Raw genomic sequence first — 17,576 nt, 5'->3', positions numbered from 1 at the left:
AAGAGCAAGGAAGTTGCCCCGCGCGGCGACCTGATGGCGCGCCGCACTTCTGGTTCGAGACCGTAAACCGGTCCTCTTGCCTCGCTTCCTCCCGCGAATGGCTCACCGAATAGCAAAGCCGGTGCCAGCCGCCCCGGCGGCTGTGACCAAATGATGAGCCAAAATAAATTACATAGCTAAAACAGCTGCTTAGTTCTGGCACCGCAATACACGGCTTAGACGTCTCCAACGCCCTTCCATCGCCAAGAATTCATGAAATAATGAAGTCCCTCATCGACCTATTTGCGAATTCATGAATACCAAGGCAACCTCATGAGAACTGATGAAACGCGGATTTCCCTAGCGGAAGCATCCCGCCGCGCGGCCCGGATTCTCACCCGCGGTGCCAGCAGCGAGCTCAAGAGCGGCGCTGCGCCAACCTTCAACGATCTCGCCGAGTCGCTGCATTTCGTTCTCGGCGACGGTCGCACCTGGTTCAGCGACCAGCGCATGGTGCTGATGCAGTCGCAGGTGCTGGGGCGCTTGCGCACCGAGATCATCGACGCTTTCGGGATCGAGACCGCGAAAGCGCTTTTCATGCGTGTGGGTTACATGCAGGGTACGCGCGACGCCGAGTTGATCCAGAAGCGTTTCCCAAACCAAGACCTCACCCACGCGCTCGCCGCCGGGCCGCGCGTGTATACGCTGGAGGGCTTCGTCAAGGTGACGACGCGGCATTTCGAATTTGACAGCGACAAGTGCACGTATCTAGGCGAATTCCTGTGGGAGGACTCCTCGGAAGCCGCCGAGCACCTTGCGAGCTATGGCCTCGCCAGCGAACCGGTCTGTTGGCTTCAGGTCGGCTACCCTCCGGCTACACCACCAAGCTTTGCGGCTGGCCCGCCATCTTCCGCGAGGTCGAATGCGCCGGCATGGGCGCGTCACGCTGCATGGTTGTCGGCCAGCACGCCGATGCATGGGGCGACGACGCGCCGGAGCGCAAGTATTTCGGATTGGAATGGAAGAGCCGCTCGGTGCACGCCACCGGCAAGGTCCCGGTCGCGGCAGACCAAAGCCCGACCGCCGCAGGCGATGGCAGCAGCGTCGCGGTCGGCGTCTCGGCCGCGTTCGTTCGCACCCGCCGCCAGCTCGAACGCGTCGCCGAGACCGACGCCACCGTGCTCTTCGTCGGCGAATCCGGCGTCGGCAAGGAGCTGTTCTCCAGTCAGTTGCACGCCATGAGCCGGCGCAGCAGCGGTCCATTTGTAGCGATCAATTGCGCGGCTATCCCGGAGCAGCTCGTCGAGTCCGAGTTATTCGGGGTGGAGAAAGGCGCCTACACCGGCGCCATCGCCTCGCGCGCCGGCTATTCGAACGCGCTTCCGGGGGCACGTTGTTCCTCGACGAGATCGCGTCACTGACCTATTCGGCCCAGGGCAAGGTGCTGCGCGCGCTGTAGGAGCGCAAGATCGAACGGGTCGGCGGCGCGAAGACCAACTCACTGGACCTCCGTGTGGTGGCGGCATCCAACGTCGATCTGACCGCCGAGGTCGCGGCCGGCCGCTTCCGGCAGGATCTGTATTTCCGGCTGAGCGTGTTTCCGATTGCGATCCCGCCGCTGCGGGAGCGGCGCGACGACATCCCACTTCTGATGGCGCATTTCGTCGGAATCTATTGCGCGCGCCACAGCCGGCAGCTTGTGGGCTTCAGCCGCCGCGCCACCGACGCGCTGCTCAAATACGACTATCCTGGTAACATCCGCGAATTGCAGAACCTGATCGAGCGCGGCGTCGTCTATGCCGACGACGGTAGCATCATAGATATCGGTCATCTGTTCAGTGGCTCGGAGCTGCTGCCGCCATTCTCAATCCAGCTCACGAGTGAGGGACGACTGGGACGCACGCCGCTAATTGGAGTGAATGCACCTGCAGCGCAAGACAACAACACTGTCTCGGAGGGACGCGCATCATTGCCGAACGGATCCTTTGCAGAAATGGAGGTTGCCGCCTATCGCTCCGCGCTGGCCCAAGCAGACGGCAACGTATCGGCCGCCGCCCGTCTTTTGAAGATCAGCAGACCAAAACTCGACTATCGACTTCGCCGTCTTGGCCTCAGGCTATAGCGGCATATCGTCCTACTCGCATTAGTGCACCGCGCTTTTTGATTGGCTCTTCTCTTTTGCGAACCAGAGACCCCGATCGAAACACCCTACTGTTGCTTGATGATGTCCAGGGACCTTGAAAGGAGAACGGCACATTAGCCTTGTACCCTCGTTCTTCAGCCAACGTGGGTTATCGTTCGATGACGCCGCGGCGGCGACCATCGCCGGGCACTCATTTGGCGGGATTTCGGCGCGCTGAGGCGCCGCCGTGGGCGCAAAAGGCTTGAGCGGCGGCACTCGCAGCCTCGACGTCTCGATCGAAAGCACAGGCGCGCGGCCGCCGACGTGTTTGGCGCGCGATCTACACGAGGCAACGACTCGCCGTTTGAAGCTTTCACGCGGCGACGGGGCACGCAGGTGACCTCGCTATCGTATGGGCCGGTCACACCATCGGTGACCAGCGCCGAAATGATCAAGCTCACGCTCACAAATTCACAGGTAAGGAGTCTAACATGCGCCTCAGTTGGTTCGCTCGATTGTCGGACTTCCGACGAGGCACCGTTGAGCTGCGCACACGATACCTGCTCCAAACGCACCCCTTCACAATCCGGCTGCATGGCATGGTTGTTGCCAATTTCTTGAATGTCGCATCAATAGGACAAAGAAGATGTCACGATTATCCGCGGTCACGCTGCGCACGCTCGCGCTTCTCTACCCAATATTTGGCGAGCACGCTAACGCGATCACTACGGTGCCGCGCGATCTCGGCGGTCCTAGAGGCGCCGACTTTACCGGAACCTGGTCTAATGAGACTCCGAACACTGGTACTATCACACACATCTTTCAGCGCATGTAAATTCGCTTCCGCGCAATCAGATTGGTGGCTCGAAGCGAATCCGGCTGCTGCCCATTGGCAATAGCCTCAAGACCCAGCCCTGAGGATCGATCATTATGTTCAATGGTATACGATAGCGGCGTAAGGCGCCCACGCTTACCGCCAGGACAACGAGCAGAGAGCCTCTCTCAAGCACCCGGATGAAATTCTCTACGTCGCGCGATCGGATGGAAGAGCCGGTAAGTCCATATCGGGTTATACTCCGTCGATCGAGAGCAGGGCGATGCTGATATAAAGCAGGGGATAGTCACCGTTGCAGACGTCAATCTTGAACAAGTATTTCGATGCCCGCCTGCCTTGGTACACCATCTATCCAACTGTACCCCAGTTCTCCGCCGCGGTCGGTCCCGAAGCTTGTGAGCAATGGCTGAAGAGAATGCCGGCCGACGAGCCAGTCTCGGTCTATATCCACGTTCCGTTCTGCCGATCGATTTGTTGGTATTGTGGTTTTCCGACGACGATGACTCAGCGGGATGCGCCGATCCTCAACTATTTGGCGGTGCTGCGCGAGGAGATCCGTTTGGTCGCAGAGCAAGTGCCGCAAGGGTTGCCAGTGAGCGACATACATTTTGGCGGCGGATCGCCGACCCTCATCAGGCCAATGGAGTTTTTGGACTTGATGAAACTCTTGCGGTTGCGCTTCGCATTCAGGAAATCGGCTAGCTTCGCCATCGAGATCGACCCGCGCACGTCTACGGTCGAGATGGCCGAGGTTTTCGGGGCGGCCGGTGTGAACCGCGCGAGCCTCGGCGTGCAGAGCTTCGATCCCATCGTTCAAAAAGATAAACCGGGTCCAGAACCCGGCGCAAACGGCTACGGCCGTTGAAAATCTGCGCCAACATGGAATATGCCGCATCAACTTCGATCTCATCTACAATCTTCCAAGGCAGACAGTGCAGTCATGCGTACGGACCGCAGCAATCGCGGTAGGCATGTGCCCCGACCGGCTCGCGGTTTTCAGCTATGCGCACATTCCGTCATTTAGGAAGAATCAGCTCCTCATCAACGAGACGGCGCTGCCAGATAGCGGTGCCCGCGCCGAACAGGCAGCCGCGGTAGCCGGTACCCTGGTCGCCGCCGGCTACGGCCCAATCGGACTTGACCATTTTGCCTTGCCTGAAGACGAGCTCGCTCTGGAGCAGAAAGCCGGTCGCCTGCGGCGCAATTCTTTGGGGTACTCGGCAGACACCTGTAGAACCTGATCGGCTTCGGAGCTTCGGCCATTGGTCGTCTTTGCGAGGGTTACGTCCAAAACGAAGTTGCAACCGGTTCCTACAGCCGGCACATCAGAGAGGGTCTACTGGCGACATCAAAGGGCTGCCGTCTCACCCACAAAGATCGCGTCCGAGGAGCAATCATCGAGCGGCTGATGTGCGATCTGGAGGCCGACGTTCCGGCCATCTATGCCGTGCACGGATTTGATCCGATTCCTTTTCTTAGTTCAGCTGAACGCTTGGCGAGGCTCGCCGAAGGTGGGATTGTGGACATCGAAAATGGATTTATCCGCGTGAGGCAGGAGCACCGCCTTTTGATTCGGGCTGTCGCCGCCGCATTCGACGCTTATCCGTACCGCTCACTCTGTTAGCACATCCTAGCGAGCGGAGCATAGCGAGCGCAAAGCCGTACGCGGCCTGGCGTGCAGCGACGTGACCATTCGACGGGACAAGGCATTGATTGCGCATCGGCAAACGCGAGCCCTACCGCAAGTTTACCTGGCGGTGAACTACAAGGAGGATCCCGGACTGCTAAAGCCGCGACTCTGTGACCTACGCCGAACGGATATGAACGCGCTTCGAAGCCGAATTCTCGGGCGGATGCGCATCGCTCAGAGTCTCTCTTTGACCCGCGGGCCGGCTATCAGCCATAATGGGACACGTGTTGCGCCGACGCTATCCGGCAGTCGCTTGGGTTAGGCGGATATTTACCCGCATCATCGATATTCGAGATTTATCACCCCGAGCTGGTCGGAGAGGCAAGCATGATGCTCCCGTCTTGGCTTACTATGCATGCTCGGTTGATGACGCCAATGTTACGAACTCGACAAACCGTCGCGGCTCATTGCGCGGGCATCTGCCGTGCATGCGTGCTTCACTTTTCCAAGCAAGCGAAACCATACTTAGGCCTGGCACGCCGATTGCTGGGATGAAGCAAAGAGGCGCCGCCTGCAAGCCGGTGGTAGCGGCCGTCCCAGGAGTCCAGGAGATCGATAGGCTCGATCTTCCGCATTCTCGCATCAAGCACTTTGCTCCGGCCAGCTATGCACAAGCCGGACAAGACATCATTCTGGAAGGAATTTTGTCTGCGAGGCTCTTCAAGAGCCAAAAATCTCGGGATAGTGCTTTCTACGTCGAGATCGGCGCCAATCACCCCGTCTCTAGCTCGAGTATATATCTTATGTACCAAAGAGGCGCGCTAGGTGTTCTGGTTGAACCCAATCCTGAATTGGCGACGCTGATCCGAACGGCGCGCCCCAGAGAACCGTCTGTTGTCTTGCCCGCTCCGCAGGCGTTTGCCACGCTCTTCATCGGAAATGCCCATGAGCCTCCTCAGTGAATGAAGCACATATTGAAAATTTCGGCGACTTCGACGGCTTAGGAAGTATACAGACCGTATCGAGGTGAACACTGTCGGCATCAACGAGTTGTTGATCCCTTATGCCGACAAGATCGACTTCTTGGCGATCGATTGCGAAGGACTGGATCACGATCTCATCAAAGCCATCGACTAAGAGCGGATCAGACCTGCCCTCATTCAAATGGTACCCAAGCGCTGCCATCGGAGCTAGAATAAGGACGCCCAATAGTGCTATCAACTCGGTCATCAATTTCGCGGAAAAGTTCTCGTAGTTGACGGGTAAGTCTCTCTCAAGAGCATTCGCTCCACTTGAGAATGATTGCAGCATCTGTGTTGCCGACTAGTCTGAATGCTGATTTTTTGCTGAAAGGCCCTTGCTCCCCTAAGAAGCTGTCTTATTTCAGCAGCGCCTGCACTAAGACTCGCAGGCATCGACTGCTAACAACGTTGATTTCCCATCGTGCAAATGCAAGGAGTACCGTATGCAATTTCGTCCGCTTCACGACCGCGTCGTGGTCAAGCGCATTGAGGCAGAAGAGAAGACCGCTGGCGGCATCATCATTCCCGACACTGCCAAGGAAAAGCCCTCCCAGGGCGAAGTCGTCGCCGTTGGCCCCGGTGGCCGCGACGAGAGCGGCAAGCTGATCCCCATTGATGTTCAGGTCGGTGATCGCGTGCTGTTCGGCAAGTGGTCGGGCACCGAGGTCAAGATCGACGGCCAAGAGCTGTTAATCATGAAGGAAAGCGACATCATGGGTGTTCTCACCGACCTGTCGGCCAAGAAGAAGGCCGCTTAATCCAATCGCTCGTACCGCTCACCTTGAGGAGCGCCTGCCGGGCGGCTCGCCAAGAGTGAGATGAGACCAAGACAACTCAGGGGACTAAATATGTCAGCCAAAGAAGTGAAATTCGGCGTTGACGCCCGCGACCGCATGCTGCGCGGGGTCGACATTCTCGCCAATGCCGTGAACGTCACGCTCGGCCCGAAGGGCCGTAACGTCGTGCTCGACAAGTCGTTCGGCGCGCCTCGCATCACCAAGGACGGCGTCACTGTTGCCAAGGAGATCGAGCTCGACGACAAGTTCGAGAACATGGGCGCGCAGATGGTGCGCGAAGTCGCCTCCAAGTCCGCTGACGCGGCCGGCGATGGCACCACCACCGCGACCGTGCTAGCGGCTGCAATCGTCCGTGAAGGCGTAAAGGCGGTGGCCGCCGGCATGAACCCGATGGACCTCAAGCGCGGTATCGACCTCGCGGTCGAGGCCGTCGTTGCGGACCTCCAGAAGAACTCCAAGAAGGTCACCTCGAACGAGGAGATCGCCCAGGTCGGCACCATCTCGGCCAATGGCGACGCCGAGATCGGCAAGTTCCTCTCCGACGCCATGAAGAAGGTCGGCAATGAGGGTGTCATCACCGTCGAGGAAGCCAAGTCGCTCGAGACCGAACTCGACGTCGTCGAGGGCATGCAGTTCGACCGGGGCTACATCTCGCCCTACTTCGTCACCAACGCCGACAAGATGCGCGTTGAGATGGACGATGCCTACATCCTCATCAACGAGAAGAAGCTCTCCTCGCTGAACGAGCTGCTGCCGCTGCTCGAGGCCGTGGTGCAGACCGGCAAGCCGCTGATCATCGTCGCCGAGGACGTCGAAGGCGAAGCCCTCGCAACCCTGGTCGTGAACCGTCTGCGCGGCGGCCTGAAGGTTGCGGCGGTCAAGGCTCCGGGCTTCGGCGATCGCCGCAAGGCCATGCTGCAGGACATCGCGACCCTGACCGGCGGCCAGGCGATCTCGGAAGATCTCGGCATCAAGCTCGAGAACGTGACCCTCAACATGCTCGGTCGCGCCAAGAAGGTGATGATCGACAAGGAGAACACCACGATCGTCAACGGCGCCGGCAAGAAGGCCGACATCGAGGCGCGCGTGGCCCAGATCAAGGCGCAGATCGAGGAGACCACCTCGGACTACGACCGTGAGAAGCTCCAGGAGCGTCTTGCCAAGCTCGCGGGCGGCGTCGCGGTGATCCGCGTCGGCGGCGCGACCGAAGTCGAGGTGAAGGAGCGCAAGGATCGCGTTGATGACGCGATGCATGCGACCCGCGCGGCGGTCGAAGAAGGCATCCTCCCGGGCGGCGGCGTCGCCCTACTCCGTGCCTCCGAGCAGCTCAAGAACCTTCGCACCAAGAACGACGACCAGAAGACCGGCGTCGAGATCGTGCGCAAGGCGCTGTCCTGGCCCGCTCGCCAGATCGCGATCAACGCCGGTGAAGATGGTTCTGTGATCGTCGGCAAGATCCTCGAGAAGGATCAGTACGCCTACGGCTTCGATTCGCAGACGGGCGACTACGGCAACCTCGTCACAAAGGGCATCATCGACCCGACTAAGGTCGTACGCGCCGCAATCCAGAATGCCTCCTCCGTGGCGGCGCTTTTGATCACCACCGAGGCCATGGTCGCCGAGCTGCCCAAGAAGGGCGGCGCCGGTCCGGCGATGCCCCCGGGCGGCGGCATGGGCGGCATGGATTTCTAAGTCCACTTGCTCCAACGACTACGAACCCGGCAGCGATGCCGGGTTTTTTGCTTTCAGCTCGCTTTTCCGCTCGTTTCCGGGGCGCGCGAAACGCGATTCTGAAATGACAGTTTTGAGAAATCCCTCATCTCAACTTCCGCAAATCGTTCCATGCGCGGGTCGCCGTCTTGGGTCGTTGACCAGGAGATGCGCCTGATGCGGTCGATGATCACGCGAATCGTCGCCGGTTAATATATCACGCCAATGTCCGACTGTCCGGCGAGTCGTTTCCGTTTTCTCTCCGGGCAAGGGCCTCGCCGGCAGGCACGGTAAAGACGAGCGTGTTCTCATAATAGCGTCGATACAGCTATAGGTTCCACAACTGACGCCGTTCGGCTCTTGCGTCGGGATCGAGGCCCCAGGCGCTGAGGGAAATCCTTCAACCGCTCGCGCCCGCCGGGCCGTCGTTGATGACGAGCTCGCCCATTCCGATGCTGGCGCCGGACGTCGTTGTCGCCTTCGCCAAAAGTCGATCGAGCGCCAACGCAAGATGTTTGCGGAATTTACGTCGAGCCTCGAAGTCTGTGCGACGAACGATCGATCGCGGTGAACTCTTGTGCTTGCCGAGCTCGCTGTCGGAGACTCTTTACGAGATACCAATCCTAGCGTTGATGTTATGCTATTAGCACTTCGCCAGCGCGGCCTGGCAGGCTTCGCCGATGCAAATCCGGTGAGCTCAGGCGGCTCGCCTGTTGATGCCTAGCTTTGAGCCAGCGCAATTACGCCGGCTCGATGTTGCGGGAGCGATCGGACATTGCGGTAGAGAGGACGTTACCAAGAGCGCTCTGCTTGTCGCGGCGGCGTTGTACCGAGGAGGGAATGCGCATGGCTTCGCGGTACTTCGCGACCGTGCGGCGGGCAATATCAATGCCCGAAGCGCGTAAGCGCTCCACGATGGTGTCGTCCGACAGGATCGCGGACGGTGCTTCCGAATCGATCAGCTGCTTGATGTGGTGACGGACGGCTTCGGCGGAATGCGCCTCGCCGCCGTCGGCCGAGGCGATCGAGGCGGTGAAGAAATATTTCAATTCGAATGTGCCGCGATTTGTCGCCATGTACTTGTTGGCGGTGACCCGCGACACCGTGGATTCATGCATCTGGATGGCGTCGGCGACGGCCTTCAGATTCAGCGGCCGCAGATGCGCAACGCCATGGGTGAAGAAGCCGTCCTGCTGGCGCACGATTTCCGTTGCAACCTTCAGGATGGTCCGGGCGCGCTGATCGAGCGCGCGCACGAGCCAGGTCGCGTTCTGGAGCGCGTCGGTGAAATAGGACTTGTCGCCGTCCTTGCCGATCTTCTTCGACAGCTCGGAGTAATAGGTCTGGTTGACCAGCACGCGCGGCAAGGTGTCGCTGTTGAGCTCGACATGCCAGCCGCCATCGGGACCCGGGCGGACATAGACATCCGGCACCATGGTCTGGAGCCGCGCCGAGCCGAACTTCATGCCGGGCTTGGGATTGAGCCGGCGGATCTCGCCGATCATGTCGGCGATGTCCTCGTCGTCGACGCCGCAGAGCTTGCGCAAGGACGCGATGTCGCGCTTGGCAAGCAGATCGAGATGCTCGACGAGGGCCTGCATCGCGGGGTCGTAACGGTCGAGCTCGCGGAGCTGGATCGCCAGGCATTCGCTCAAATTGCGCGCGCAGACGCCGGGCGGATCGAATTTTTGCAGCACGGCAAGGACGTTCTCGACATCCCCCGCCGAGGCGCCGAGGCGCTCGGCGGCCTGACCGAGATCCGGCGGCAGATAGCCGGCCTCGTCGACGAGATCGATCAGGTACTGGCCGATCATCCGCTGCGCAGGCGAAGTGAAGGCGACCGACAGCTGTTCGGCGAGATGGTCGGACAGCGTGGTCTCCGCGGCGACGAAGGCCTCGAGATTGTAGTCCTCGTCGGAGGAGGCGCCGCCGCCCCATTCGGTATAGGTGGTCGGCGTCGCATCCTGGGCGTTGCGCGCGGCCGCCTCGGCCGGCTCCTCGGAGAAGACGTTGTGTGCGATCTCAGCACGGCTGCCGAGATCGGGATTCGGCCATGCCTCTAGGCCGAGCTCAAACGCTTCGACGGCCCCGCCTAAGGAGTCATGGTCTTGGCTTGCGCGTTCTCCACGGTCGCTGAACAGGCTGGTCTCGTCCGAAACATCACTAGTTGAGAGCTCATTATGGCCAGCAGGTTCGAGTAGCGGATTGCGCTCGAGTTCCTCCTCCACGAACGTCGCGACATCGAGATTGGACAATTGCAGCAGCTTGATCGCCTGCATCAACTGCGGCGTTATCACCAGCGACTGCCGAAACTCAAATTTCTGCGTCAGATTCATAACGCAATCCTTTCTAAACCGGTCCAATTCTTGCCTACCATAGAACAGGCATGCATGACTTCACGAATGGGAGAACAACTTCGGTACGGAGGCATGGCCCTCAAATAACCGTCATCAATCTCCGGACAGCCTGGCTCGCTCGCGGCGTCCTTGCTGCAGCGGGGGGGCGTGCCGTGCGGAGACATCAACCGGGACCACCGACAATCGTGAGGAAGGACTCGCAGTCGCAAGCGGCGGCGCAACGCTGTGCGCATCCGGACTTTGATCCCGGTGGGTTCAGGCAAACAGGGGCTAGTCGCTGTCATTCGTTCAGGACCAATCGGCAGCTGGCGTTTTCGAGTCTGAGATTGACGACTTTAGCACGGAACGTCTAGGGCGATTCCGGAGAAGCGCGACGAACTTTGAGCTATACGCTTATTCAATCTGCGATGGGTGAAGTATTGCTCGCAACGGGGCGCTGCAAAGACACCGGTCGGTGGTGCTTGCGATCGCATCGTCGGTGCAATTGGTCGGATGTTGGCTATCGATCACGACGTAGCCGTATGGAGTCGCGTACATGTTGGTGAGCGTGGTGTTCATGCCAAGTGTCAGATACCCAGGCCGGCTGTAGAATCGGCCAGCGTACCTCCAGGGCTTTTGGACATGTCCAAAGCGCGAGGCGACGGTGATCCCGCCATTGGTCCGAAGTCAGCCAAAGCTAGACGTCGGACAGTGTTGGCGTCGATTGTCGGCTTTCAGACCAATGTTCGCCAACTTGGCGATATAGCCCACTACAAAGCGCCTGCAGAACCTGCGATACTCGATTCGGCACGGCCCTTGCTCTGCTCGAGGCAGCCTCGCCTATTTTTCAGATGCGATAATGTTAGGGGCGGGCTCGGCGCGCGTCGCCGCTAGCGTCGGGTCCGCCCCGTAGTGCTGTGAGGCGACATGAAACAGGATCTTCGACCGGCGACCAGATTCGCTCACGCTCGCCGCCGCCATATACTACGCGGCACGAACAGAAGGACTATGGAATCAATGTCTCCCTAAGCCGCGGGCGACGAGGCCGCATGTCCACGAGATCTTTGCCCTGGCTAAGTGTACCCGCAGCTCCGAAGCAGCCGCGCAGGCCTGCCTCAGGACTCGATGTCGTCGCCTAAACGTCAATGCATAATCCTCCAATTTCGATAAGCTAAAGCAAGGATGCAGACTGGAACGGTAGTGTCGTACAGCGTCGAAAAAGGCTGGGGCTTCGTAAGGTCTGATGGTTGCAACAGCAAGGATTTGTTCGTGCATATGTCCGAACTACGCAACTGCTCAGGGACTGATCTGGTGCCGGGCAGGCGCGTGGCTTTCGATCTTCGCTTCAACAAACGGCGCTTAAAGTACAGAGCCGCCGAGGTCAGGCTAGTCGATTGAAGCGCCACGTATCCTAAAGCATCCAAGATCGCTCTCACAGTGAAAGGACAGACCCCCATTTTGGAACCACGTGCTTCGTTGGAAAGGGCTGCTCCGTTGCTTGACGGAGCGCATGACGACGGCGAAGACGAGACACAAGGTCGACGCGGCACTGAAGGCAAAGAATGCGCCGGAAGCGGTACGGGAGAAGGCGACGATGGCCGATCTGGCCCAGTGCTACGCGGTTCAACCAAACCAGATCCATGCCTCATGCTCACAGCAATGGCGAGCAGACAGAGGCTCTGTCAGAATGATAGTAATGAGCGGTCAGTGTCCAACAAACCGATTCAGGCAATCAAGCTCCGCGGGTCCATTTCAACTACCTGAAATGTCAACGTTCTGCTGCCTCCCGGCTTCCGGGCCGAATGCCTCAACGCCCACTGGTTGTGTGGCTCTTTCATGCGAGCGGCGGATGGATTTGCTCGACCAGCGCGTCGGCCACTTCCATGCCCCGCGCTTCTCGAATTAAGAAGAGCCGAGCTACTACAATAGGTAGGACGGACTTGTGACTTAGTTCGCCGCCGACTTGATGAACACCCGCCCTACTTCATCTTTACTTCGACCTCTGCGCGAAAGGCGTGACGCGAGGTGTCGCGTGAATAGAACATGTGGTCGCCTGGATAGACCACGAGTTTGAGCCGCCGCGCCGACGCAAAAGGCGGCAGCCGATCGAGCGCCAATCTGGAGCCGAAATAGGGCGTGACAATATCGAACAGGCCGAGCCCGACCAGCACGTTCATCTTCGCGTCCGTCGCAAGGATCTGGCGCTGCGCCGACAGTGATTCCGGGGAGCTGCAGTTGCCGAATTGCCAGCCTGCGCGACCGCGCCGTTGAGCAGTTCATAGGAACCGTCCGGCCGCCAGTTTAGCTTGCGCGTAAGGACATCGACTGCGGCACTCGCCATGGGCGTAGCTAGCGGATCGCCCGAGGGATCGCCGAAGTGGTGGCGATCGGAGTCCGGATAGGGATCGAGGCCGCGCACCGAGGCGTAATGACCGGCGGTCACCTTGCCGCTCCTGCGACCGAACTCGCGGCGAAATTTGTTGCGCCGTTGACAAGGTCGGCCAGGAATTCGCCACGCGCGTAAGCTTCGACATCGGCGAGATCGGCACGTTTGACCGCTCGCCTGCCGTCGGCTTTGGCGTCGCGCGCCACCGCGACATAGGTTGGCAGCCTCGCGACATGCTGCAGAAGGCTCGTGCCTTTGGACTCGCGGTAGACGAACAGCGGCGAGACCATGATCAGACCTTTCACGCCTACGCCCTGCTCCATCTGCAGAGTGCGCAAGACTTTCGGTCCGCGAATGCCGCCTTAGCTTTCCCCCGCGACATATTTCGGCGAGGAGAGCCGCTCGTGTTTCTCGAGCCAGTGGCGGATCACGAGCGCGATCGAACCGGCGTCGCCATCGACCGAATAGAACCGCTTGCGCACACCCTCGCCCGTCGCCAAAAAACGGCTATAAAGACGCTCAGCGCCGGCGCCCTCAGGTTGGACGAGATCGACGCGCCCTCAATCGATTCGCTGAAACGGAGAGGAATGTTACCGCGCTACGCCAAGAGAAGGATGAGGCGCGAGCGGCACAGCGAAGGCTTGAAGAAGGCGTAGCATCCAAGCGGATATGCCTGGATAACGTGCTGCTCTATGTGAAAGGTGGGGCTGCGGTCGTCCGTGACAAATACCGGGTCTTCCATTTTGCGTCTGGGCTAACCATCGACAACGGCAACCCCGGCGCGCATGACGCAGGTTTGTCCGCGGACGCGGCGCCCTTGCCACGTGAAAAGCTGGAGGGCGGGCAAGGGTCGGCAAGAAAAAGGCGAGCTCGCCGAGGCGATTGTCGCGTTCCTCGGCGGTCGGTGCCATCACTCGTCTTCCTGGCGCTTGATGATCGCGGGCACCGCCCCGCGGATTGAAGCCGGGCGGGAACGCGCAACATGACGACATCGATCAGATGACGATGATCAGGTGCACGCCTCTAAATGCCGCGATTAGCAGATCACGGTGGCTACTGCTTGCGTCAGGTTTCCAGTGACTGTTCGGATTGTTGAGCTAATCGGCACAACCATAGTTCCACGGTGACCAGTTCGGCGTCGTTGGGTGACAAGAACAACGTCGTTGAGTCGGCTCTGGCGCGAGCTCCCCCGCGTATTGTTCCCGTGCTGACTTCGTTAGGAGCAACCAGACAAAACTCCCTCTGCTTGCAGCGTGGGAACGTCGGCAAACACTTGTGAGCCGCTGAGTAGTTACGTCCAGGCTGTGGGGGATCGTGGGTTGCAACCATGACGCACATTGATCGCTCCGTTCGCTCAACTGCCCGCTTACGCCGCCGCCATTCGCCGGAAAGTATCGCCCAGAAATCCTGTAGCCATCTATGAGCCTTGGCTGGTCATCCCAGGCGGCGAAATCCTTGGGTGGCCCCAAGCAGGCTCAACTATCAGAGCTGATAGTACTCCGGACAGTCGTGGCGGATAATCTTGGCAAGTTGTTTAGCGATCGTCGCGCAGCGTGTCGGGAGGAGCTTTCAACGATGCTGACCGCCGCAGAAATTGCGGACGCCAAAAAGCGCGTCAAGTATCCATACGCAAGCGTTCTGCACGAACATGACGATAGCGTCAGGATCGCCTATCAATGGCTTGATGCGCAAACAACAACCAAGAGAAAGCTGAGGCGAGCGTATCCTCTGAAGGAGATTGTCGAAATTTGGGGCGGCAGGTACGTCGCATCGTTCGATGTAGCAGTTGCGGCTGAAATACACCCTCAAATCCGAGGGACGTACCCTCAATTCAACATTAGCCCTCGCCTTACGCTCCCTTCCGATCATCGGCTTACAGGCATAGCCGAGGCCAGAACGCAAGACTACCTGCTTACGGCAGCTCACATCATCCAGATATATCGTCGGATCGAGGAACCGTAGAGCACGAAGTTAACCGCCAGAATGCCCGTACGCTTTCAGCAACGACTAACACATTGATTTCCAAGCGACGCACACTGACCACCAGAAATCGAGATTGCTGCTCAGACCAGTTACCATCCACTGTGTTCGAAGCCGAAGCATGTGAAATTGCTCGCAATGATCGCGCTCACCAAACAACTCGCCACCCCAGCACCACGGTTGATCGGCTGGGACCACGTCCGTGGCCAGCCCTCGGCGCCTATATTCCTCCGGAGCGGCGACACCAATCTGGAAGCAAGGAATTCCTTCAATAGGATCGACCGCCATCAAATGCGCTGTGACAACCCTGCCCTGGAGACGCACGTAAGTAGATCGCGCGACCATTCGAATGGTCGAGATGAATGAAGAGCTGCGGATCAAGCTTCCGCGCTGGAATTCCCGCGCGCCTGCAAGAAGCGCCTGCTGGAATGATACAAGCGCATCGGTTGGATCTGTCATGATCGACATGAGCTCGTCTCCCACCAATTTGAAGTTTCCGTACAGCATCCCGCGATGCGATGTGAGGGGCTTACGCCGATTTCCGCTCGATTATTTTTGACACGATGGCTTGATTTCGCCTGCCGGGCCCGGATTGGGTGCCGGCGCGGTCATCCTCCATTGGGCGGTCAGGAGCGATATGTAACGCTGCTGGCATTTGCTAGCGCCGGCGTGCTTGGGTAGGCCCCCTGTGCCTTTGCGCAGGCGGCCCGTGCTCTCTCTGGGATAGAGCCGCCTACTAGTCTTAGTAGGTTCGTTGTCGCGCACGGCTGCGAACTCGACTAACTAACTAGACGTAAGCCGTACAACGTTTCCGCTCGGGGCGTCGCGGGCGCCCGCCAGGGAAGCCTACCAGTTTCGGTAGCAATTCCGAGTAGGGATCAGCGATATTTATTGCAGATACGGATATCCGGGGCGGGAAGATTCCAAGCCTAAAAGATCGCCGCCGGGCGCCTCAGAGCCGTCCAATATTCGCTGTGTTTGCGGTAGGACAACCAACAAGGCCACCACATATGCTCAGCGCCGAGCAAATAGCGGAAGCCAAGAAGCGAGTTCGCTATCAGGGACAAGAGAAGATTCACCAACATCACGACTGCATCAGGATCGCATACGAGTGGCTCGATGCGCAGACGACGACGAAGAGATTCTCGACGCGCACCCACTCACTCAAATATATCATCGAAAGGTGGGGCGGGAGATACGTTTCATCATCAGACGTGGAAGTTGCGGCGGAAATACATCCTCGTATCAAAGGAAAGTATCCTCATTTTAATATCAGTTCTCGCCTTACACTCCCCTCTGATCGACGCCTGGCAGATACTTCGGAGGCCAGAACACAAGGTTACCAACTTACTTCGACGCACATCACGCAAACGTATTTTCGAATCGAAGAACCCTAGATGGGGCCATCATACCATCATAGTGGCGGACCCAACCTGGACAGGGCCAGCGAATCACAGCTTAGAAGGGAGTGACTTTTGTCGTCGGCACCCGCTTTAGAGAGAGCTGGGGAATATTCGGCGCCTGTAGCTAAGTTACAAAATACGGGCGGACTAGGCGACGCAGAACGCGACACGCACGCACAATCACCTGCGAATGCGATACAAGCCGTCACGGCGCCCCCCAGGGGAGATTAGGTCATGGAGATCGCCAATTTCGGCCTCCCAGCCTTCGTCGAGGACTTTCCACCGAATAGTCCCGAGTATGCCAAACTGAGCCATCGTTGGACCATCAAAGTCAACGGCTAATCAGGCGACGCCTCCGGAACGTCCAAGGTCATCGTCGATCGCCTCGATCTTGGACCAACCCAGCGCCGTCAATCGGTCGCGCATCGCGTAGTGGAGCGCGCTACTCTCACTGATCTGCCACTGAGTATTTCGTCCAAAAAGGAGTTAGAGTCCGCCCCGAAGAAGGACGGACTGATGAAGCGAGCAAGGTTCACGGAAGAGATTATCGCGGTGTTGAAGGAGCATGAGGCGGAGACGAAGATGGCTGACCTGGCCCGTAAGCATGGTGTTTCCGAAGCGACGATCTACAATTGGAAGGTCAAATTCAGCGGCATGGACATTTACAAAGTGAAGCGGCTGAGGGCGCTGGAGGAGGATGCGAAGCTGAAGAAGCCTACCGGCCGAGCAGATGCTCGATGCGGCCGCACTTCGCGAGTTGCTTTCAAAAAAATGCTAGGGCCCGCCGCCAAGCGCGCTGCGGTCGCACAACTGCAGGCCGTCATGAGCCTGTCGGAACGGCGGGCCTGCTCGATCCTGGGTGCGGATCGGAAGATGATCCGATATCGCTGCAGCCGCCCGCCGGACGGCAGTTCTGCGTGGCCGATCGCGCGATCTCGCCAAGGAGCAGCGGCGTTTCTGCTATTGCCGGCTGTTCGTCCTGCTGCGGCGGGAGGGCGAGCCATCGGGAATCAACCGAATCTACCGGCGCTTTATCGCGAGAAAGCCTCACCATCCGCGTGCGGCGGGCCGCCGCAAGGCCGTGGGAAGCCGTGCCCCAATCCTGGTCGAGGCGAGGCCCAACGCGCGCTTGGTCGCTGGACTTCGTCCACGACCATCTCGCCAATGGCCGACGCTTCCGCATCTTCAACATCGTTGACGACGTCACCAAGGAATGCCTGGGCGCCATTCCGGAGATGTCGATCTCGGGATGGCGCGTGGGCCGCGAACTGACGGCAATCGTCGATCGACGCGCTGGAGCAGGCACTGCAATGACAGGCGGCCGGTCCATCGCGGCGGCCTCGTGCATCATAGCGACCGGGGCAGCCAATACGGCT

9 protein-coding genes and 5 pseudogenes are annotated in these 17,576 nt (G+C 59.2%); 11 read left to right on the top strand and 3 right to left on the bottom strand.

Features of this window, described 5'->3' with window-relative positions; translation table 11 throughout:
• The first annotated feature begins 312 nt into the window (after nucleotides 1–312).
• From NLM25_RS44385 to groL, 8 genes and pseudogenes are all read left to right on the top strand, one after another.
• A complete protein-coding gene (locus NLM25_RS44385; protein ID WP_375167821.1) occupies nucleotides 313–1,221 on the top strand; it encodes a XylR N-terminal domain-containing protein in 909 nt (302 codons plus the stop codon).
• Nucleotides 1,149–1,525 (top strand): annotated as a pseudogene (locus tag NLM25_RS44380) (sigma-54 factor interaction domain-containing protein); the annotation flags it as partial. The gene NLM25_RS44385 and the pseudogene NLM25_RS44380, both read left to right, overlap by 73 nt.
• Before the next feature lie 105 nt (nucleotides 1,526–1,630).
• Nucleotides 1,631–2,101 carry a helix-turn-helix domain-containing protein gene (locus NLM25_RS08610; RefSeq protein ID WP_375166936.1) on the top strand — a complete coding sequence of 157 codons (471 nt, stop codon included), beginning with the start codon at nucleotides 1,631–1,633 and terminating at the stop codon, nucleotides 2,099–2,101.
• Nucleotides 2,102–3,228: 1,127 nt separating this feature from the next.
• Nucleotides 3,229–4,560, top strand: a pseudogene (gene hemN / locus NLM25_RS08605) (oxygen-independent coproporphyrinogen III oxidase).
• 494 nt (nucleotides 4,561–5,054) lie between these two features.
• Complete coding sequence (locus tag NLM25_RS08600; protein ID WP_254116453.1) at nucleotides 5,055–5,528, top strand: hypothetical protein; 474 nt, start codon at nucleotides 5,055–5,057, stop codon at nucleotides 5,526–5,528.
• 52 nt (nucleotides 5,529–5,580) lie between these two features.
• Nucleotides 5,581–5,703: pseudogene (locus NLM25_RS44375) on the top strand (hypothetical protein); the annotation flags it as partial.
• Between the two features lie 328 nt (nucleotides 5,704–6,031).
• Entirely contained in the window at nucleotides 6,032–6,346 is a 315-nt protein-coding gene (gene groES / locus NLM25_RS08595; protein WP_254116452.1) for a co-chaperone GroES, read from the top strand.
• A gap of 90 nt (nucleotides 6,347–6,436) precedes the next feature.
• Complete coding sequence (groL, locus tag NLM25_RS08590) at nucleotides 6,437–8,077, top strand: chaperonin GroEL (RefSeq protein ID WP_254116451.1); 1,641 nt, start codon at nucleotides 6,437–6,439, stop codon at nucleotides 8,075–8,077.
• 758 nt (nucleotides 8,078–8,835) lie between these two features.
• On the opposite strand, the gene rpoN is transcribed toward groL, so the two are convergent.
• Nucleotides 8,836–10,431: an RNA polymerase factor sigma-54 gene (gene rpoN / locus NLM25_RS08585; protein ID WP_254136641.1), complete on the bottom strand. Its 1,596-nt coding sequence runs from the start codon at nucleotides 10,429–10,431 to the stop codon at nucleotides 8,836–8,838.
• Between the two features lie 1,182 nt (nucleotides 10,432–11,613).
• Between rpoN and NLM25_RS44370 the strand changes: the two genes are divergently transcribed.
• Nucleotides 11,614–11,829: a cold-shock protein gene (locus NLM25_RS44370; protein WP_375166826.1), complete on the top strand. Its 216-nt coding sequence runs from the start codon at nucleotides 11,614–11,616 to the stop codon at nucleotides 11,827–11,829.
• Nucleotides 11,830–12,410: 581 nt separating this feature from the next.
• On the opposite strand, the pseudogene NLM25_RS08580 reads toward NLM25_RS44370, so the two are convergent.
• Nucleotides 12,411–13,362 (bottom strand): annotated as a pseudogene (locus NLM25_RS08580) (peptidase S10); the annotation flags it as partial.
• A 1,030-nt stretch (nucleotides 13,363–14,392) separates the two neighbouring features.
• On the opposite strand from NLM25_RS08580, the gene NLM25_RS08575 reads away from it, so the two are divergent.
• The gene (locus tag NLM25_RS08575) at nucleotides 14,393–14,779 is read left to right on the top strand and encodes a hypothetical protein (RefSeq protein WP_254116449.1); all 387 of its coding nucleotides are present in this window, start codon (nucleotides 14,393–14,395) and stop codon (nucleotides 14,777–14,779) included.
• A gap of 45 nt (nucleotides 14,780–14,824) precedes the next feature.
• Here the strand turns inward: NLM25_RS08575 and NLM25_RS08570 are convergent, their stop codons facing one another.
• Nucleotides 14,825–15,265 carry a hypothetical protein gene (locus tag NLM25_RS08570; RefSeq protein ID WP_254116448.1) on the bottom strand — a complete coding sequence of 147 codons (441 nt, stop codon included), beginning with the start codon at nucleotides 15,263–15,265 and terminating at the stop codon, nucleotides 14,825–14,827.
• Nucleotides 15,266–16,716: 1,451 nt separating this feature from the next.
• Here NLM25_RS08570 and NLM25_RS08565 point away from each other — a divergent pair.
• A pseudogene (locus NLM25_RS08565) lies at nucleotides 16,717–17,493 on the top strand (transposase); the annotation flags it as partial.
• Nucleotides 17,494–17,576: the final 83 nt, after the last annotated feature.

The organism is Bradyrhizobium sp. CCGB01 (assembly GCF_024199795.1).
In the GTDB taxonomy this organism is placed as follows: Bacteria; Pseudomonadota; Alphaproteobacteria; order Rhizobiales; family Xanthobacteraceae; genus Bradyrhizobium.
Note: the sequence above shows the minus strand (reverse complement) of the source record. Positions and strands in the feature narration are given on the sequence as shown.